Here is a 16,885-nt window from a genome sequence, read left to right as displayed (position 1 = left end):
GTTTTCTCAAGCAGGTATTGTACGAACGGGCGTTAGAGATTTCTCCCAACGCCCGCCTGAAAGTTAACTAACTAATTTAGCTTACTTTTTGTCGTCTTTTACTTCTTCAAACTCAGCATCAACAACGTCATCTTCAGGCTTAGCTTCTTGCGCATCTTGTGCTGGAGCTTCACCTTGTTGCGCTTGTGCTTTCGCTTGAGCGATTTCCATTAACTTAGCAGACGCTTCCATTAATGCTTGAGTCGCTTTATCAATTGCTTCTTTGTCGTTACCTTTAGTTGCGGTATCAACGTCAGCCATTGCTGCTTCAATTTTCTCTTTTTCTTCAGCTGGTAATGCTTCACCCGCTTCTTCGATTTGCTTCTTAGTTGCGTGAACCATGCCATCAGCTTGGTTACGTGCAGTCACTAGCTCTTCGAATTTAGCATCTTCATCAGCGTGAGCTTCTGCATCACGAACCATTTGCTCTACTTCTTCGTCACTTAGACCTGAGTTAGCTTTAATAGTGATGTTTTGCGCTTTACCGGTTTTCTTATCAGTTGCTGATACGTTTAAGATACCATCAGCATCGATGTCGAAAGATACTTCAACTTGTGGCATGCCACGTGGCGCTGGTTCAATACCTTCTAGGTTGAATTGACCTAGAGATTTGTTGTAGCTAGCTTGCTTACGCTCACCTTGAAGTACGTGAATTGTTACTGCACTTTGATTATCTTCAGCAGTTGAGAACGTTTGACTCGCTTTAGTCGGGATAGTGGTGTTCTTCTCGATAAGCTTAGTCATTACGCTACCCATGGTTTCGATACCAAATGATAGTGGTGTAACGTCAAGTAGCAATACGTCTTTCACGTCGCCAGAAAGTACACCAGCTTGAATTGCTGCGCCTACGGCTACGGCTTCATCTGGGTTAACGTCTTTACGTGGCTCTTTACCGAAGAAGTCAGTTACTGCAGCCTGTACTTTAGGCATACGAGTTTGACCACCAACTAAAATCACTTCGTTGATGTCTGAAACAGATAAGTCTGCATCAGCTAGCGCAACTTTTAATGGCTCTAAAGAACGTTGGATTAAGTCGTCAACTAAAGACTCTAACTTAGCACGAGTGATTTTAACCACTAAATGCTTAGGACCTGTTGCATCAGCAGTGATGTAAGGCAGGTTAACTTCAGTTTGTGTTGTGCTTGAAAGTTCAATTTTCGCTTTTTCTGCAGCTTCTTTAACACGTTGCATTGCTAGCGGGTCGTTACGTAAGTCTAGACCTTGCTCTTTTTTGAACTCATCAGCTAAATAGTTAATTAGACGGTTATCGAAATCTTCACCACCTAAATGAGTATCACCGTTAGTAGCAAGTACTTCGAAAGTTTGGTCACCATCGTTGCTATCAATTTCAATGATAGAGATATCAAAAGTACCACCACCTAAATCGTATACTGCAACAACGTTGTCGCCTTGTTTTTTGTCGATACCGTAAGCTAGTGCAGCAGCAGTTGGCTCGTTGATGATACGTTTAACATCAAGACCAGCAATACGACCAGCATCTTTAGTTGCTTGACGTTGTGAATCATTAAAGTATGCAGGAACAGTAATAACCGCTTCTGTTACTTCTTCACCCAAGAAATCTTCAGCTGTTTTCTTCATCTTTTTCAAGATTTCAGCAGATACTTGTGGTGGTGCCATTTTCTTGCCGTGAGCTTCAACCCATGCGTCACCATTGTCAGTACCAATGATTTTGAAAGGCATGATGTCAACATCACGTTGAACTTCGTCATCTTTAAAACGACGACCGATTAAACGCTTAATCGCGAAAAAAGTATTTGTTGGGTTTGTAACTGCTTGACGCTTAGCAGGTGAGCCTACTAATGTTTCGTCATCGGTATATGCGATGATAGATGCTGTTGTACGTTCGCCTTCAGCATTCTCGATTACGCGAGCAGTACCGCCATCAAGGACAGCCACACAAGAGTTAGTTGTGCCTAAGTCAATACCAATAATTTTGCCCATGAGGATCTCCGAAATATAAAATTTTAATGTAACTAATTTGATTATGTTTGTTGATATGGGGTCAGGAATTGATTTTTCAAGTCCTAATTTTTGCCTCTCATATCAGCCTTACTGCATATATTGGGACAGCTAACTAAAATACAAGGGCTGATCAAAAAAATTATTAAAAATATCTTAAGTAAATATGCCGTGACCTCATTTTGTATATTGCATACAATCTGTCCATACTTGCTTGCTTTGCTAATCCACCCCTTGGATATTATGCATAATTACTATTATTAGGAATGATTTTGTCAAACACTTCTCTTACCTATGTCTATGGTTTAGTTGCCGTTTTACTTTGGTCGACAGTCGCGACTGCATTTAAAGTCGCGCTAAGTTTTTATACACCCTTACAATTGGTATTTGTTGCAGTGCTCACCTCTATTATTGCATTGAGTGTGATTATCCTATGGCAAAGAAAGCACACATTAATGCTGCGACAATTTAAACGTCGCCCAGGATTTTATTTGCTTAGCGGTATTCTGAATCCGTTTCTTTATTACTTTGTGCTGTTTGAAGCTTACGATTTGCTTCCAGCTCAACAAGCCTTATCCCTTAATTACACTTGGGCGATTTTATTGCCCATTTTAGCTGTCCCTTTGCTGGGTCATAAGCTCACAAAGGTTGATGTCATTGCCGCGCTGATTGCCTATAGCGGCGTTTACATTATCGCAACCGGCGGCAATATCACCGCATTTAACTTTGATAGCCCTAAAGGGATTGCTTTTGTATTAAGCAGTACGGTGATTTGGTGCTTATATTGGGTAACCAATACCAAGGATGACGGCGATGCCACTGTAAGCTTATTACTTAGCTTTTTAATTGGTTTACCTTTAGTGACTATTGCCATGCTAATCCATCAACCCATAAGCGACTTGAGTTGGCAAGCGCTAACTGCTGGAGTGTATGTGGGGCTATTTGAAATGGGTATCACCTTTGTTTTATGGCTTATGGCACTTAAAAGCACCGAGAAAACCTCTAACATCACCACGCTTGTATTTTTAACCCCTGTGCTGTCTGTTGGGTTTATCGCGCTAATCTTAAAAGAGCAAATCGCCAGCAGTACCTATATTGGTCTATGCTTTATTTTAACGGGGTTAATATTGCAAAAGGTAATCCCACAGCTGTTGAGAAAATCCAGTTTAAAGATCAGCCATAAGCATAATAAGTAGCAGTGGTTAAAGCATTTTACGATATTTAAACGATTAAAATTTAAACTTTATTGTCAACATGGCAGTTAGTTGCTATTAATAAGGTGTGCAGTTAATACGGTGTACAAGATACAAAGGATGCTTCAAGGAGGAGATTGGCAATGGGAATGCCGAGATGGAATTTAAGTGACACCACTGAAAATAAAATTCGCAGCTATAGCTTAATGCTTACCGCGGCTATTATGCTTTATGAATATCTCAACGGTGATATCTCAACCCAATACCCCGCCATGTATATATGTATTTTTGTTTTTCCTGCGGTCTACTTCACTAATAGCATACAAGAAAAGTACTTCCCGCTTATCATGGAGTATGTTCAAGCAGCTAGGCTTGTAAGCATATTTATGACGCTGAGCAGCTTTTTGATTTGGTGTTACACCACTTATATACGTTTATCTACTCCTGCGATTACCAGCCATGGGCTATACCTGCAATAATCCTATAACGGCAATAACCTCTGGCGACAATAACCTCTAGCGGCACATTTCAAAGCTGCTGCTATTTCAGTGCTCAAAAAAACAAAAAAAGCACCGAGGTGCTTTTTAAGTTTTAAGCGCAAATCAAGTCAGTTTGTCACTCACAGCATCGTCAGCTTCAAATCTGGCTTGGGTTAGTTTATTTTAGCTGCGAGAAGTATAATCACCAGTTGCCAACCACTTATAAGTCGTTAGTGCATCAAGAGCCATTGGTCCGCGAGCATGTAGCTTTTGGGTACTGACCGCCACTTCAGCCCCTAAACCAAATTGCGAGCCATCCGTAAAACGGGTGCTGGCATTGACATATACCGCTGCTGAGTCTACTTGATTCATAAAGTGGCAGGTCGCATTAATATCGTCAGATAAAATCGCTTCAGAGTGACCGCTAGAGTGTTGACGAATATGGGTAATTGCTTGGTCAATATCAGTCACAATCTTAACCCCAAGTGTTAATGACAACCACTCAGTACTGAAGGTTTCATCCGTTGCAGGATGAATATCAAACTGACTTGCTGCAAATAACTGCTGCGTTTTTTCACAAGTATAAAAACTCACGCCTAATGCCGACATCTGCGTAAACAAATCTGCTAAAAACTCAGCCGCAACAGCTTCGTGAACCAGTAAGGTATCTAAGGCATTACACACTGTTGGACGCTGCACTTTTGCATTAATGATCACCTCAGCACTGCGAGATAAATCCGCTGATTTATCAAGGTATAAATGACAAATACCAATGCCGCCTAAAATCACCGGAATAGTGGCTTTTTCAGCGCAAAGGCGTTGTAAGGTTTGGCCGCCGCGAGGAATAATCATATCCACATATTGGTCAAGGCGCAGTAAGCCAGTCACTAAGTCGCGATCGGTAGAGTTAATCAGCTGCACAGCATCTTCAGGTAAACCTTGTAATGTCAGCGCTGTGCGGATCACCTCACTTAAAACTTTATTTGAGGTTAAGGTTTCTTTACCGCCACGAAGGATCACTGCATTACCGGTTTTTAGTGCTAGTACGGCAATATCAACAGTGACGTTAGGGCGTGCTTCGTAAATCACCCCAACAACTCCCAGTGGCACTTTGCGTTGAGTTAAACGTAAACCGTTATCTAATAACTGGCTAGCTGATTCACTGCCCACAGGATCGGCAAGATTAATCACATTTTCAATATCAGCAATAATGCCAGCTAATCGCTCGCTATCTAGCAATAATCTATCGATCATCGCATCGGTTAAACCATTGGCTCTTGCTGCCTGCACGTCTTGGTCGTTCGCCGCTAAAATCGCTTCGGTATTTAGCGTTAGTTGCTCGCTAATACAACGAAGCAAAGCGTTTTTGTTTTGGCTCGATAAATTAGCAAGGGCAAAGCTTGCTGCTTTTGCTTGCTTACCTAGCGTGGTTAAATATTGCTGCTGTGACATGTTTTCGTCCTTTAATTTATTCACTATCTAGTACCACCATGTCATTACGATGTATTGCTGCTACGCCGTAATCATAGCCAAGTAATGTTTCAATCTCGTTGGAGTGCTTTCCTGCAATTATCGTTAATGCTTTAGCACAATAACGGCTCATGCCTTTAGCAAGCACGTGACCTGATTTATCGGCAATCAACACAGTTGCGCCACGTTCAAATTGCCCTTCTACGCTGACAATCCCTTTAGGCAATAAGCTGCGACCATTTTCAACGACCGCTTTACAGGCGCCATCATCTAATATCAGCCGCCCTTCTGTTGCAGGGCCAGCTAAAATCCATTGTTTTCGGCTTTCAAGGGGATTTTTAGTGACACTAAAATGAGTGCCGACCGATTCTTTACTGACTACTTGTGAAATCACATTAGGCAAATGACCTGAAGCAATGACCACTTCAACACCTGCTCGCCTAGCCACATCGGCCGCTTCTAACTTAGTCGCCATGCCGCCAGTGCCTAAACCTGAAACAGCGCCACCCGCTAACAAGCGTAAGTTATCATCAATATTGACCACTGAAGTAATTAACTTGGCATCGGGGTTATTGCGTGGATCGGCATCAAATAAGCCGATTTGATCAGTCAATAACACTAATAAGTCAGCATCACATAATAATGCGGCCCTAGCTGATAAATTGTCATTGTCGCCCACTTTAATTTCATTGGTGGCAACGGCATCATTTTCATTAATAATCGGAATAATATTATTATCTAACAATGCATTGAGTGTATCTCGAGCATTTAGATAGCGTTCACGATCATGTAAGTCGGCGCGGGTTAACAATAATTGCCCCACGTGCAAACCATAAATACTGAACAGTTCTGACCAAGCTAAAATAAGCTGACTTTGACCCACGGCGGCTAATAATTGTTTATTGGGCATAGTATCGGGCAATACGGGGTATTGCAGATGTTCGCGACCAGCCGCTATTGCGCCAGATGTGCACAATACAACTTCAATACCTGAACGCACAAGCACAGACATTTGTCTGGCCAGTTCCACCATATGTGCTTTATCGAGCTTGTTACTGCCCGAAGTTAAGACACTGGTACCTAATTTTACGACGACCCGCTTGTAAGTCATGACTGCCTTTTCAAACTCAAAAATATTGACTGAAATATTTTTATACCTAATTCAGCGAATAATTCATAGTAAAGCCCATAATTGAGTAAACAAATACTATATTTATTTGTTATACAGCATAAAAAAGGGCTATGCATTGCATAACCCTTAACAAAAATCACTAATTTATCATTGCTGCTTAATTACAGCTTGATAACCCACACATGAGCTTACTCAGCAGGTGTTATGGCGAGCAAAGCCAAGGTTAACCCCAAATAAACTTAGCTAAAAATAGTGCCGCAATAAACAAGATACCAAGATTTAACTCTTTAAAACGGCCAGTAAGTAGTTTAATCACCGCATAAGAGATAAAACCAAACCCTATGGCATTAGCAATTGAAAAGGTTAATGGCATCAATAAACACACAATGACCACAGGCGCCGCTTCTGTTAAGTCTTCCCACTCAACATTGACTAAGCCAGACATCATCAAAATCGCCACATAAAACAAGGCGCCACTGGTAGCATAAGCGGGTACCATGCCGGCAAGTGGGGCAAAAAATAATGCAGCAATAAACAACAAACCGACGACAACAGCGGTTAAGCCAGTACGGCCACCGGCGCTAACGCCTGCCGTGCTTTCAATATAACTAGTGGTCGTTGATGTTCCTAACGTCGCCCCTGCGATGGTGGCTAAGCTGTCTGCACTTAAGGCGCGTTTCACTCTTGGTAAACGCCCTTGTTCATCTAAAAATCCGCCACGCTGCGCGACTGCAACCAAGGTGCCTGAGGTATCAAATAAATCCACAAACAAGAAGGCAAATATCACTGAAATCATACTGATTTCAAGCACTGCGGATAAATCCATTTTCATGAATGTCGGTGCTATCGATGGTGGCATCGACATAACGCCGTTATAACTCACTTCACCAGCTAACAATGCAATGGCTGTGACAATGAAAATACTTAATATCACCGCCGCTTTGTAGCCACGCTGTACCATAGCAATGATCAAGAAAAACCCCACCGCAGCCATCACAGCTGAGAATGAAGTGATATCCCCCATAGTGACTAATGTTGCCGGACTTGCCACCACAATACCGGCGCTTTTAAGGCCAATAAAGGCCAAGAACAAACCGATACCCGCGGCAATACCTAATCGCAGACTCATTGGAATACTGTTAACTATCCATTCTCTAATTTTCACCAAAGATAAAATTAAGAAACAAATACCAGACATAAATACTGCGCCAAGTGCAGTTTCCCAGCTATAGCCCATTTCGCCGACAACGGTATAAGTGAAGAAAGCATTAAGCCCCATACCCGGCGCTAATGCGATGGGGTAATTGGCCACTAAGCCCATCACTAAACAGCCCACTGCCGCGGCTAAACAAGTGGCCACAAACACTGCACCATGATCCATGCCGGCATCAGCTAACATCATAGGGTTAACAAAAATAATGTAAGCCATGGTGAGAAAGGTAGTGAGACCCGCGACAACTTCTTGTTTTAAATTCGTTTGATTATCTTTGAGTTTAAACAGTTTCTCTAACATGAAGCCTTGTTCCTTGAAAAGGGGGTGTAATTGGCTGCTATAGCCGCTACTGGCTAATTACAGTCAAAATCAGAGGTGAATTAATTCGTTCGGATTATAGGTACTTATAAGGTTTATAGCCATGTTAGATAACTAAACACTTATATTCGTATGAAAGACAATTTAACTCAATGAAAAGCCAGTGGTTGATAAATTTCAGGCAAAAAAAATGCCTACTCAAAAGAGTAGGCAGACAAGTTAAAAGTTTTCCGTATGGGGAGAGGAAAACTGCATCACAATTAAGTGATAAAACTTAAAAAGTAAATTGGCAATAGAGAACCAATTTACTTGTTGTCTAAAACCGCCCAAAGGCGACAGAAAAAAGGGTTGATACGGTAAATCAATGAATAAGGAGGGTTAGCCCTTAAACGTCATGGCATAAATGCCAAAAGACAGAACAGCTGGATTTAACCAAGTGCCTTGTCCATAAATAGTATAGCTGTCTGTAGAAGACATAATCATACTCCAAATAAAGTTGCGAAAACCTAGTCTTGCTTGGCTCGGTTCCTTGGAACAAACTTTTCTCAATCCATTGAGACAACTCATCACTCGATTCCTTGGAGACTATATCCATCCTGGATTAACTAGAATTGGAAAGCACCGTCGCTGTCCAACGAGAGGAATAATACCAAAGTGTAATTTTATTACAAGTATTTATTTAATTATTTTATATTTCAATCAAAAAATGAAATAAAAGCACACTTGTATGACAAATTAAGAATTTAGAGTTCTCATTAGCAAACAATCAACCACTAAATAGCACAATATATAGTGGTTGAGCAAAAAACAAACTACACATTGCCGCCCAAAACGCTTTGTAATAAAGTTACCAAAGGCGAGGCTGTGGGTTTCCCATACAAACTATGGCCTTCTGTGGCACTACCGGCAATATCAAGATGCGCAAAAGGCAATGGCATGGCAGAGCCTGTGCCATGTTGGCCCAAGCCTGAAGCATTAATTAAAAATGCTGCGGGATATTGATGGCCTCTGGCAGTAATGGCAGAAGGGCCGTTATTAGATGACAATAACTCCCCTTGGCCAGAGATATTATGTACCTTGGCAAAATCATCATGACGCAAGCTAGATAACTCAAATGGTTCGCCCCATTGCTCAGCAATGCCAGCTAGGGTGTGACCCATACCAGCTTGTTGTGCCACTTTGTTCTCGACTAGTGCGGTATAGCCGCCATAACAGCGCACCACATGGCCGGTTAAGGTTGCCACAGAAAATACTTGCGGCTTAATTGCTGTCATTGCCTGAAGTCTTAAGTGAGATAATAAGTCTGCCAGCACTAAGCGCCCTTCGGCATCAGTATTACCAATACGCACTCTAACACCGCCATGGCTGGTAATGATTTCATCAGGAACAAAGGCATCGCTGCCAATACTGTTTCGCACCAAACCTAACTCTGCTATCACTCTAATGCCTTTGGGCTTTAAGATAGATAAGGTTTTCATTAAGCCTGCCACCGCTGCAGCGCCGCCTTTATCTCGGCTCATACCCGCCATGCCACCGGCGACTTTAATATCTGCGCCGCCAGTATCGTAAATAACTCCTTTACCAGCAAACAAGTAGGTGCGATCAATGGCGCCCTCTGCCACATATTCCAGTTTAACCACGCGAGGTTGATGCCGAGGCACATTAAATGAGGCTCTCCCTACTGCGCAAAGCAGCGGGTAATCGCGCTCTAACTCTTCACGTTCTTCAATGACTCTGATTGCTAAACCACTGTCTTTTAGCGCCTCAACGCAATAATCAGCAAATGCTGGCGCCGCCATTCTTTCTGGCTCAGTGCCGCATAGATCCCTTGCCAAAATCTTACCGGCTTCGACAGCATTGAGCAGGCCACTGCAATTGTCGCTGCCAAGCAAACCAATGGCGCTAAATGCTGGGGTAATTGCTGTGGCTTCTCGCAGCTCCAGTGATTGCCATAGTTCCTGACCACAGGCAAGTGCAGCAACCTGTTTAGCAAATTGATAGCGCTTATCTTGGCTGGTTTCTACCACCAACAGCGGTTGTTTTGCTCCCGCAGCCTTAGCAATAACAATGCCTTCTCTAGCTGCTTTGGCAAACACACTCACATCACTGTATTCATTAGTGGCATTAACAACTGGGGCGACAATCAGTCTGCCACCCGCAAGTCCGGGCGCCAGTAACAATGTTGCCGACTGACCAATGCGCTGATCGATTTGTTTCGCATGCTTGGCGAGTATTTTTATTTCATCTTGGGCAATGGCGGCTAAATCGGTGGCGACTACCACTACGGCGTCCCAGCCATGGCCTTCAAAAATGGCTTGATCATTTGCTACATCAACGATATTGACTTGAAACATGGGGCATCCTTTTTAAATAGATTGTTATTATTGCTTGCTAATCAGTAATTTCAGGTGCTGAATCACAAATCATAACGACCAATGGTGGTTAAAGTATATAAGCTTAGCTTTACGATAGAGTTAAAATATATTTACAAAAATTAATTTAATCCAGCCTCTCTACTTGCTCTAGGTCACTACTTAGTAACGACAATATGGTAAACTTCAGCGCATCTATTCCCACATTCATAGCATTTAGGGAGTCTTCGTGACCGCCATTAATCAATTATATCCCCAGCCATTATGGCAATGGTTTGAACAAATTTGTGCGATTCCGCATCCATCCAAGTTTGAACAAGCACTTAGTGAACATATCCAGCAATGGGCTAAATCGAAAGGTTTGCCTGTCGTCGAAGATAAAGTCGGTAACTTGATCATTAAAAAGCCAGCGTATGCTGGAATGGAAGAACGCAAGACTGTGGTATTACAAGCCCACATTGATATGGTTCCACAAAAAAATGCCGATAAAGTGCATGATTTTGAAAAAGATCCTATTGAAGCCTATGTAGATGGCGAATGGCTAAAAGCCAAGGGCACCACCTTAGGTGCTGATAACGGTATTGGTATGGCTTCAGCGTTAGCAATTCTTGGCGCTGACAACATTAAACATGGTCCATTAGAAGTGCTGCTTACCATTGATGAAGAAGCGGGCATGACTGGCGCTTTCGGCCTTGAAGCTGGTTACCTTGATGCTGATATTTTAATTAATACTGACTCAGAACAAGAAGGCGAAATCTACATGGGTTGCGCTGGCGGTGTTGATGCACAGCTAAGCGTTCCTATGTCATGGCAAGCACCTGAGCAAAGCAATGCCAGCTTTAGCTTAACCCTTTCAGGTTTAAAGGGCGGCCATTCAGGCGTCAACATTCATTTAGGTCGCGGCAATGCCAATAAATTATTAGCCCGTTTCTTATTTAGTTATGGTGATGATTTACAAATTGAATTAGTTAACTTCACTGGCGGCTCTTTACGTAATGCTATCCCCCGTGAAGCTAGCATCAACTTTATGCTGCCAAGCGAAAATAAAGCCAAGCTTGAGCAAGCCATTGCTCAATATCAAGCGATTGTTCGTGAAGAGCTGGCAATTGCTGACCCTGACATGTTGCTAACACTTGCAGCCATTGACGCTCCAGCAAAAGTCATGAGTGAAGATGCGCAAAATACCTTAATCGATTTACTGCACGCCTGCCCTAACGGCGTAATGCGTATGAGCGATGAAGTTGAAGGTGTGACTGAAACATCGCTTAACGTCGGAGTGATTAACACTGACAACGAATCTGTTGAAGTGCTATGTCTTATCCGCTCATTGATTGACTCAGGCCGAGTGCAAATTGAAACGCAATTAACGGCATTAGCAAACCTTTCAGGTGCTAGCATTGATCTATCAGGCGCTTACCCTGGTTGGAAGCCTGATAATAGCTCACCAGTGATGGCCATTGTCCGTGAAACGTATAATGATATTTATAAGAAAGACCCGACGATTATGGTTATCCATGCCGGTCTTGAATGTGGACTATTTAAAGAACCATACCCAACCATGGATATGGTCTCTATTGGCCCAACCATTCGTTTCCCACATAGCCCAGACGAAATGGTGAATATCACCACTGTTGGCCAATATTGGGAACTACTGCTTGCGGTACTAGAGCGTATTCCAGCAAAAGGCTGAGCTTTAACTCTCTATTAAATTACGCGCTTAATAAAAAGGCTGCTCTATTCTTGATATAAGAAAAGGCAGCCTTTTTGTTTCTAGCGATAATCACTAGAACTGCAAATCTAATTGCTCGCTATTATCATCTGTAACCACTTCTGGCTGGCTATTATCAGCTAAACCAACACTGACACCGATTAATCTTATACCTCGGCCATTGGCCCGCTCTAGTGCTTGAGTTAACAATGTCTGGAATAAGTTAAGCGACATTTCATCACTGCGATGCTCAATGGTAGTTTGCTTGAAATCGTTAAATTTAAGTTTTACTACCTGTTTATGAATTTGCCGGTCTTTAGCACTGCGATGCACCCGGCTAATAAGCTCTTGGATTAACTGCGGCATGACATTGCTGCATTGCTCTATAGTAAAAATATCTTGGGCTAAGGTGGTCTCAACCCCAACCGACTTTCTGATACGATTTGGGCTTATTTGACGTGTATCGATACCTTGAGTGCGCTCAATTAACACGCGGCCAAATTTACCAAAACCGCTGATGAGCTTGTCACTCGGGTAGCGCTGCACGTCTTCACAGGTTTCAAGCCCGAGCGCTGCAAGCTTAGCCGAGGTTACTTTTCCCACCCCAGGGATTTTACTTAAGGATAATGATTTTATAAACGAAGGGATCTCAGCAGGCGTGATCACATATTGACCATTAGGCTTATTTAAGTCAGAAGCTATTTTAGCTAAAAACTTAATCGGTGCGACTCCCGCGGAAGCAGTAAGCCCGGTTACCGTAAAGATTTCAGCTCTGATCTGCTCAGCAATTAAGGTGGCGCTACCTTTACATGCATCACAATCAGTAACATCAAGATACGCCTCGTCCAATGATAACGGCTCAACTAATTCTGTATAACGATGGAATATTTCACGGATTTGCAGCGAAACCGCTTTGTAAACCTCCATCCTGCCTGGCACCAATATCAAATCTGGGCAGAGTTTTAATGCCTGATAACTCGACATAGCAGAACGAACGCCATATTTACGCGCCTCATAACTACAGGTACTGATAACACCACGGCGATCGCTGCGCCTACCTACAGCAATAGGTTTACCACGCAATTGTGGAAAATCACGCATTTCAACTGCGGCATAATAGCAATCCATATCAATGTGGATAATTTTACGCATGGCGTTTTCATAAAGAAGTCACTGAATGACATCATGATACTGTATATAAAAACAGTGTTCAAATTAAACCTTTATCACCAGTCGCGTTGAAAGCTTCAAATTACAAAATAGCGCTAATTTGCAATACAAATAAATAACAGTAAGAACACTAAACATCAGACAACACAAAAACAAAATCAACATTACATGATGCAAATCACTAACTTTTTTATGAGCTTAGGGTATATTTTGATTTATAAGCAGGTACAATCAAACAAAAATAATAATACAATTAGGTGAGTTATGAACAAGTTTGGCTTTAAAGCGAGTTTACTATTTGCGTTAACAATTCTATTAGCTTTCGCCTTGATCATTAGCGGGCTGGTCACTCACCAATTATTAAAACAACAAATAACAGACAAGCTGACAACCGACATCCACCACCAAATAAAAACCAAAGTCAGTGAAATAGAAAACTCATTTAATCGCACCACTTCCGCGGTAACTGAACTCGCGAGTCTATACCGTCATAACAATGTGGATGCCGGCCATGTCGCCATGACTCAATACACAGCCAAATTAGGTGGCGTCTCTAAAGTCATTATGGGGTTTGATGATGGCCAATCCTTTGCCTCTATTGCTTCAGAGTCTTTTCCTGACGGCGTCGGTGTAGTCGATAAATATGATCCCCGCACTCGTCCTTGGTACCAAAACGGCAAACAAAAAAATACCTTGTCCCTCAGCGAAGTGTTTTTTACCCGTACAGACGGTATACCTATGGTCGGGGTTATGCACCCAATTGATGGCGGGATCATCATGGCGGATTTACGTTTTGACTACTTGCAACTGCAACTACAAGCATTAGCAGATATTGAAGGTGCCACTGGCTTTATTATTGATAAAAATGGCTTAGTGTTAGCCTCTAATTCAGCCTTAACTAATCAAAAAGACAATATCAGCAGCAATAGCCAACTAAGCGAGATCTATCAAAGTATTCTCGGTCAGGATAGCTCATGGGCGCTCAGTGATATAAATGACGTTAGCACGATTATTGCTAGTCAAAAAATCCCTTTAATTGATAACAACCAATGGTATGTGATTGTCACCCTCGATGAAGCAACAGCTTTCGCACCGCTTGTTAATGCCACATTAAAACTCAGCGGCATCATATTATTGGTACTTGGCTTATCTGTTGTGGCGTTATTAATACTACTGAATAAGCTCTATCAACCGATTAATGAACTACGTGACTTAGTCACTGGCTTATCTCAAGGTAATGGTGATTTAACCCGTCGTTTGGAAGTCAAAAATGATGACGATATCGGAAAAATTTCCCTCGGAATTAACGCCTTTATTTCACAACTACAAACCATGTTGTTAGCCATCAATAAATCGACAATTAAATTATCTACCGGTATTGATAAGCTGCAGCACTATAGCCAAAACAGCGAACAAATTTTGACAGCCCATACCAATGAAACAACCCAAATTGTGACCGCCATTGAAGAGCTATCAAATACCGCTGTCACTGTGGTTGAGAATACCGAAACCGCAGCCAAGCATACTAATGAGGCTAATATTACTGGCGAGCAATCACTGAAGACCATTAACTTAACCCAAGTGGGTATCCAAGGTTTAGCTGCTGAAATCCATCAAACTGCTGGTAATGTCGAGCACATGAATAATGAAACCAGCAGTATTCAAAGCATTGTTGATGTGATTGGGAGTATTGCAGAGCAAACCAACCTGTTAGCGCTTAATGCCTCGATTGAAGCTGCAAGGGCCGGAGAGCAAGGGCGTGGTTTTGCTGTGGTTGCAGATGAAGTGCGCGCCCTTGCCAGTCGCACCCAAACAAGTACCAGTGAAATTGAAATCGCGCTGGCAAAATTAAAAGCTGAAGCCACTGCGGTGGTGTCGGCCATTGGCAGTACTGAACGAGCCTGCTCAGACACGGTTACTGAGGTCAGTAATACTTCTGATAATTTACAAACCATGAGTACTATTGTTGCTCAAATCAATGCCCTCAATAGCCAGATATCCACTTCAGCAAATGAGCAAAATATTGTTATTCAGGAAATTAATCGAAGCATGCACCAAATTCACGATATGGTTGAAACCTTAAATGATGAAGGCATTATGCAGCGAAATGAAACGGATAATATTGCCACAATCAATGTGGAGCTAACCAATATGATTAATCAGTTCAAACTATAGCGTTACCAATACATATAACGCTTAAAAATCCCATAAAAAAAGCCTAACTCAGTTAGGCTTTTGTTTTGTAGCAAACTCAATGATTACATTTTGTTTTGAAGCAAACTCAATGATTACATTTTGGTTTGCAGATAATTTTGTAAACCAACGCGATCAATTAATCGAATTTGTTTTTCTAACCAATACATGTGATCAGATTCAGTATCATCAAGTAGTACTTCTAAGATTTCACGGGTTTGGAAGTCGCTTTTTACTTCGCATAAAGCGATGACTTCACGTAAATGATCAGCAACTTGATATTCGTAGCTCAAGTCATTTTTAAGCATCTCTTCTACGTCTTTACCGATGTTTAATGCTTCACGACTTGCAACATCTGGCGTGCCTTCCAAGAAAAGAATGCGCTGAACTAACTTAGCAGCATGGGCTTTTTCGTCATCTGACTCATGTAAGATGCGCGTATAAAGCTCATCAAATCCCCAATCTTCGTACATGTGTGCATGTACAAAGTATTGATCCATCGCTGACAACTCACCGGTTAATAATGCATTTAAAGCTGCAATAACTTCTGGATTACCTTTCATGATAATGTCCTATTAATCTTTAATTTGTGATTGAAGATAGTTCTGAATACCGGTTTGGTTAATCAGCTCTTTTTGGGTTTCAATCCAGTCTAGATGCTCTTCTTCATCTTCAAGTAAATCTTCTAATAAATCACGAGTAACGTAATCGCGCTCTGTTTCACAAAGCTTAATCGCCTCTCGTAAAACGACCAACTGCTCGACTACCGCTTGCTGATCACAATCAAACATTTCTTCGCAATGCTCACCAATGCGTAACTTGTCTAATTGTTGAAGGTTAGGTAAACCTTCCAAAAACAATACCCGCTCAATTAACTTGTCTGCATGTTTCATATCTTGAATAGATTTTTTATATTCTTTCTCATTGAGGTTTTCGAGTCCCCAATGCTTGAACATACGCGCGTGAAGAAAATATTGATTAATGGCAGTGAGCTCACATGTCAGTACACGATTAAGCTGACTAATTACTTTTGGATGGCCTTTCATGATTTAGTCCTTAAATGCTAGATTGATCTGGATCAATTTCGACCAGCATAGTACATGTGACTTCAAAAAACAATTCCCCTTTATTATCATAAACTTAGTCATTGATAACTATTATCATTATAACTTAGGTTCTTATCTCGCTTCAGCATTTTCACGTTTGAATATTTCTTAATAGAATCACATCTCTAGCTAATTCTGCTGGTTTTTAATAGTGACAATAATCACACTAGTAAGGGTAAATGTTAGCTGTAATTAGTTTTGTAAATTTTGTAACAGTCGTAAAAAAGCCCACTTGAAAGTGGGCTTAAAGTTAATGCTGGCGCACTAGATAATCCGGTTTTGATTCAGTTTTGCTTCTCTTTCAGCTTCAGCCATGCGGCGTTTGCGTTTATCGCATGGGTCATCACAATCACAAGCTTTCTCAATACCCAAAACACCTAAACCACCACAACTGCCTTCAACCGCCTTGCGCTTCACGATATAGCCCACGGACATTAATAAAAAAAATAATAACAACACCACAAATGCTGCGATAAAAGTACTCATCATATTCTCCAAGCTAAATTGGTCAT

13 protein-coding genes are annotated in these 16,885 nt (G+C 41.7%); 4 read left to right on the top strand and 9 right to left on the bottom strand.

Translation table 11 applies throughout. From position 1 onward, the window contains the following. Window positions 1-81: 81 nt before the first annotated feature. Window positions 82-2,001: a molecular chaperone DnaK gene (gene dnaK / locus Q4546_RS04395; protein ID WP_102437933.1), complete on the bottom strand. Its 1,920-nt coding sequence runs from the start codon at window positions 1,999-2,001 to the stop codon at window positions 82-84. 290 nt (window positions 2,002-2,291) lie between these two features. Between dnaK and Q4546_RS04390 the strand changes: the two genes are divergently transcribed. Together Q4546_RS04390 and Q4546_RS04385 are read left to right on the top strand one after the other, a co-directional pair. After that, window positions 2,292-3,215 (top strand): DMT family transporter, encoded by a 924-nt coding sequence (locus Q4546_RS04390; RefSeq protein WP_303445768.1) that lies wholly within the window; start codon window positions 2,292-2,294, stop codon window positions 3,213-3,215. 146 nt (window positions 3,216-3,361) lie between these two features. Next, window positions 3,362-3,691 (top strand): hypothetical protein, encoded by a 330-nt coding sequence (locus Q4546_RS04385; protein WP_303445767.1) that lies wholly within the window; start codon window positions 3,362-3,364, stop codon window positions 3,689-3,691. Window positions 3,692-3,874: 183 nt separating this feature from the next. On the opposite strand, the gene Q4546_RS04380 is transcribed toward Q4546_RS04385, so the two are convergent. From Q4546_RS04380 to Q4546_RS04365, 4 genes are all read right to left on the bottom strand, one after another. Then, window positions 3,875-5,143 (bottom strand): glutamate-5-semialdehyde dehydrogenase, encoded by a 1,269-nt coding sequence (locus Q4546_RS04380; RefSeq protein WP_102477152.1) that lies wholly within the window; start codon window positions 5,141-5,143, stop codon window positions 3,875-3,877. Window positions 5,144-5,159: 16 nt separating this feature from the next. After that, window positions 5,160-6,272 carry a glutamate 5-kinase gene (proB, locus tag Q4546_RS04375; protein ID WP_102477151.1) on the bottom strand — a complete coding sequence of 371 codons (1,113 nt, stop codon included), beginning with the start codon at window positions 6,270-6,272 and terminating at the stop codon, window positions 5,160-5,162. A gap of 244 nt (window positions 6,273-6,516) precedes the next feature. Then, window positions 6,517-7,806, bottom strand: a complete 1,290-nt coding sequence (locus Q4546_RS04370; RefSeq protein WP_076542805.1) for an NCS2 family permease — start codon at window positions 7,804-7,806, stop codon at window positions 6,517-6,519. Window positions 7,807-8,636: 830 nt separating this feature from the next. After that, a complete protein-coding gene (locus Q4546_RS04365) occupies window positions 8,637-10,178 on the bottom strand; it encodes a leucyl aminopeptidase family protein (protein WP_303445766.1) in 1,542 nt (513 codons plus the stop codon). 247 nt (window positions 10,179-10,425) lie between these two features. On the opposite strand from Q4546_RS04365, the gene Q4546_RS04360 reads away from it, so the two are divergent. Further along, window positions 10,426-11,886, top strand: coding sequence for an aminoacyl-histidine dipeptidase (locus tag Q4546_RS04360; protein WP_102530881.1), 1,461 nt, complete (start codon window positions 10,426-10,428; stop codon window positions 11,884-11,886). Window positions 11,887-11,979: 93 nt separating this feature from the next. Here Q4546_RS04360 and dinB read toward each other — a convergent pair whose 3' ends face one another. Next, window positions 11,980-13,056 (bottom strand): DNA polymerase IV, encoded by a 1,077-nt coding sequence (dinB, locus tag Q4546_RS04355; RefSeq protein ID WP_303445765.1) that lies wholly within the window; start codon window positions 13,054-13,056, stop codon window positions 11,980-11,982. A gap of 282 nt (window positions 13,057-13,338) precedes the next feature. Here dinB and Q4546_RS04350 point away from each other — a divergent pair, with 282 nt between their 5' ends. Further along, on the top strand, window positions 13,339-15,249 hold the full coding sequence (locus Q4546_RS04350; RefSeq protein WP_303445764.1) for a methyl-accepting chemotaxis protein: 1,911 nt from the start codon (window positions 13,339-13,341) through the stop codon (window positions 15,247-15,249). 113 nt (window positions 15,250-15,362) lie between these two features. Here Q4546_RS04350 and bfr (Q4546_RS04345) read toward each other — a convergent pair whose 3' ends face one another. The 3 genes from bfr (Q4546_RS04345) to nqrM form a co-directional block, all read right to left on the bottom strand. Continuing rightward, the gene (gene bfr, locus Q4546_RS04345; protein WP_303445763.1) at window positions 15,363-15,830 is read right to left on the bottom strand and encodes a bacterioferritin; all 468 of its coding nucleotides are present in this window, start codon (window positions 15,828-15,830) and stop codon (window positions 15,363-15,365) included. Window positions 15,831-15,842: 12 nt separating this feature from the next. Beyond that, window positions 15,843-16,313: a bacterioferritin gene (gene bfr / locus Q4546_RS04340; protein ID WP_102520116.1), complete on the bottom strand. Its 471-nt coding sequence runs from the start codon at window positions 16,311-16,313 to the stop codon at window positions 15,843-15,845. A 324-nt stretch (window positions 16,314-16,637) separates the two neighbouring features. Then, complete coding sequence (gene nqrM, locus Q4546_RS04335; protein ID WP_076542875.1) at window positions 16,638-16,859, bottom strand: (Na+)-NQR maturation NqrM; 222 nt, start codon at window positions 16,857-16,859, stop codon at window positions 16,638-16,640. Window positions 16,860-16,885 lie beyond the last annotated feature (26 nt).

Source organism: Shewanella sp. 4_MG-2023 (assembly GCF_030548015.1).
Classification (GTDB): domain Bacteria; phylum Pseudomonadota; class Gammaproteobacteria; order Enterobacterales; family Shewanellaceae; genus Shewanella.
Note: the sequence above shows the minus strand (reverse complement) of the source record. Positions and strands in the feature narration are given on the sequence as shown.

What these genes read in the sequence shown, in the direction of transcription:
- nqrM (WP_076542875.1), bottom strand. Translation starts at nt 16,859, where the DNA reads ATGAGTACTTTTATCGCAGCATTTGTGGTGTTGTTATTATTTTTTTTA.
- dnaK (WP_102437933.1), bottom strand. Translation starts at nt 2,001, where the DNA reads ATGGGCAAAATTATTGGTATTGACTTAGGCACAACTAACTCTTGTGTG.
- Q4546_RS04365 (WP_303445766.1), bottom strand. Translation starts at nt 10,178, where the DNA reads ATGTTTCAAGTCAATATCGTTGATGTAGCAAATGATCAAGCCATTTTT.
- dinB (WP_303445765.1), bottom strand. Translation starts at nt 13,056, where the DNA reads ATGCGTAAAATTATCCACATTGATATGGATTGCTATTATGCCGCAGTT.
- Q4546_RS04380 (WP_102477152.1), bottom strand. Translation starts at nt 5,143, where the DNA reads ATGTCACAGCAGCAATATTTAACCACGCTAGGTAAGCAAGCAAAAGCA.
- proB (WP_102477151.1), bottom strand. Translation starts at nt 6,272, where the DNA reads ATGACTTACAAGCGGGTCGTCGTAAAATTAGGTACCAGTGTCTTAACT.
- bfr (WP_303445763.1), bottom strand. Translation starts at nt 15,830, where the DNA reads ATGAAAGGTAATCCAGAAGTTATTGCAGCTTTAAATGCATTATTAACC.
- Q4546_RS04370 (WP_076542805.1), bottom strand. Translation starts at nt 7,806, where the DNA reads ATGTTAGAGAAACTGTTTAAACTCAAAGATAATCAAACGAATTTAAAA.
- Q4546_RS04385 (WP_303445767.1), top strand. Translation starts at nt 3,362, where the DNA reads ATGCCGAGATGGAATTTAAGTGACACCACTGAAAATAAAATTCGCAGC.
- Q4546_RS04350 (WP_303445764.1), top strand. Translation starts at nt 13,339, where the DNA reads ATGAACAAGTTTGGCTTTAAAGCGAGTTTACTATTTGCGTTAACAATT.
- bfr (WP_102520116.1), bottom strand. Translation starts at nt 16,313, where the DNA reads ATGAAAGGCCATCCAAAAGTAATTAGTCAGCTTAATCGTGTACTGACA.